General features: G+C 65.1%; 2 protein-coding genes. One reads left to right on the top strand and one right to left on the bottom strand.

Translation table 11 applies throughout. The annotated features are described in order from the left end of the window. Positions 1 to 152: 152 nt before the first annotated feature. Positions 153 to 989 (top strand): archaetidylserine decarboxylase, encoded by an 837-nt coding sequence (gene asd, locus RSO41_RS18430; protein WP_315620718.1) that lies wholly within the window; start codon positions 153 to 155, stop codon positions 987 to 989. A gap of 21 nt (positions 990 to 1,010) precedes the next feature. On the opposite strand, the gene epmA is transcribed toward asd, so the two are convergent. Next, complete coding sequence (epmA, locus tag RSO41_RS18435) at positions 1,011 to 1,985, bottom strand: EF-P lysine aminoacylase EpmA (protein ID WP_315620719.1); 975 nt, start codon at positions 1,983 to 1,985, stop codon at positions 1,011 to 1,013. Positions 1,986 to 2,249 lie beyond the last annotated feature (264 nt).

Here is a 2,249-nt window from a genome sequence, read left to right on the forward strand (position 1 = left end):
TAGCTCGTAGCTCGTAGCTCGTAGCTCGTAGCTCGTAGCTCGTAGCTCGTAGCTCGTAGCTCGTAGGCAGCATACCCTTAGTCCTTTTCAGGTCCAGGGGGTTCTTATAGCTTATAGTTCCTTCTGAATATCACTGACCGGAACGCCTCCACGTGACCCCAGCCAAGCTGTTTGCTCTGATCCAGTATCCCCTGCCCCACCACCTGCTCTCGCGGCTGATCGGCCGGTTGGCCGACTGCCGTCTGCCCTGGCTGAAGGACGCACTGATCCGCGCCTTTATCCGGCAGTTCAAGGTCGACATGGGCGAGGCTCAGGAGCCGGATCCAAGCGCCTACCCGAGCTTCAACGACTTCTTCACCCGGCCGCTGAAGGATGGCGCCCGCCCCATCGGCAAGGGGCTGACCTCCCCGGCCGACGGTACCCTCTCGCAGTTCGGGCCCATCGGCCACGGTCGGATGATCCAGGCCAAGGGCCACGACTTCACCGCCGCCGACCTGCTGGGCGGCGACCTGGAAGCCGCCGAGCGCTACCGCGACGGCAGCTTCGCCACCGTCTACCTGTCGCCGCGCGACTATCATCGCGTGCATATGCCGGTAGCCGGGACGCTCCGCGAGATGGTCTACGTGCCGGGTCGACTGTTCTCGGTCAACACCGCCACCACCCACCACGTGCCCAACCTCTTCGCCCGCAACGAGCGCCTGGTCTGCCACTTCGACACCGAGCACGGCCCCATGGTCCTGGTGCTGGTCGGCGCCATGATCGTCGCCGCTATCGAGACGGTGTGGGCCGGGCAGATCACCCCCCTGCCCCGCGGCGGCGTACAGCGCATCCGCTTCGATACTCTGGTGCACCTCGAGAAAGGCGAGGAAATGGGCCGTTTCAAGCTCGGCTCCACCGTAGTAATGGCCTTCTCCGAATCGGTAGCGTTCAACGACCTGGCCGCGGAACAGATGGTCAGAATGGGCCAGCGGCTCGGCGGGTTCGGCTAACCCGCCCCCGCCGAGCGCATTTCAGGCGCGCGGGGTGGCGAAGGCCATCACCTCAGCCACGCTGTCCTTGTCCAGCGCCAGCTGGAAGAGGCGATCGAGTCCCAGGGCCACGCCGCTGCTTGCCGGCATGCCGGCCTCGAGGGCGGCCAGAAGGCGCTGGTCCACGTCCACTTCGGACAGACCGGCCGCGCGACGGGCGGCGTTGTCTTCCTTGAAACGGGCACGCTGTTCCTCGGCGTCGGTGAGCTCGTCGTAACCGTTGGCGAGTTCGAGTCCGTTCAAGTAGACCTCGAAGCGCGAGGCCACCCACTCGCCGTCTTCCGGATCGCGATGGCGGCGGGCGAGCGCCGCCTGACTGGCCGGGTAGTCCACCACGATGTCGATGCCGTCCCGGCCCAGACGTGGTTCGATGACGAGGCTGATCAACAGGTCGAGACAGTCGTCGCGACAAGCCTCGGCCATATCAAGCCCGCCCCGCTCGGTGGCCAGGCGGCGCAGGGCTTCGAGAGGCTCGTGGAAGGGATCGAGATCCAGGCCCTCGTGGAACAGCTCACGATAGCGATGGCGGCGCAGCGGGCCGGGATCGCTGGGCAGCACCCGGCGGATCAGCGCGTCGGTCTCGGCGATCAGGCCGTCCAGGTCGAGCCCCGGGCGATACCACTCCAGCATGCTGAACTCGAGGTTGTGGCGACCGCCTACCTCGCCGTCGCGAAAGCTGCGGGCGATCTGGAAGACCGGCCCGCTGCCGGCGGCCAGCAGCCGCTTCATGTGGAATTCCGGCGAAGTCTGCAGCCACAACCGCTCGCGCCCCGCCGGCGTCGTGGCCTCGCAGGACAGCGAAGCCAAGTGCAGGTCGGTGCTGCCACCGTGGCCGAGCACCGGCGTCTCCACCTCCCACACGCCGCGCTCGGTGAAGAAGGCCCGCACCTCCGCCATCAACCGCGCGCGATCACGCAACGTCTCGATATCGGCCGTGGGCCGCCAATCCATCGACATCTATGTTTCCTCCAGAGACGACAAAGGCCACACCCGAAAGAATGTGGCCTTTGAGACGTAAGCCGTAAGCCGCGAGCATCGAGCCACGAGATTCGAAGGGCAACCCCAAGGCAGCGTAGCTCGTAGCTCGTAACTCGTAGCTCGTAACTCGTGGCTCGTAACTCGTAACTCGTAGCTCGTAGCTCGTAGCTCGTAGCTCGTAGCTCGTAGCTCGTATCTCTTAGATCATAGAGCCTAGAACGGAACAAGACGAAAGGTGAACGG

It is taken from the genome of Halomonas sp. I1 (assembly GCF_032334135.1).
In the GTDB taxonomy this organism is placed as follows: Bacteria; Pseudomonadota; Gammaproteobacteria; order Pseudomonadales; family Halomonadaceae; genus Halomonas.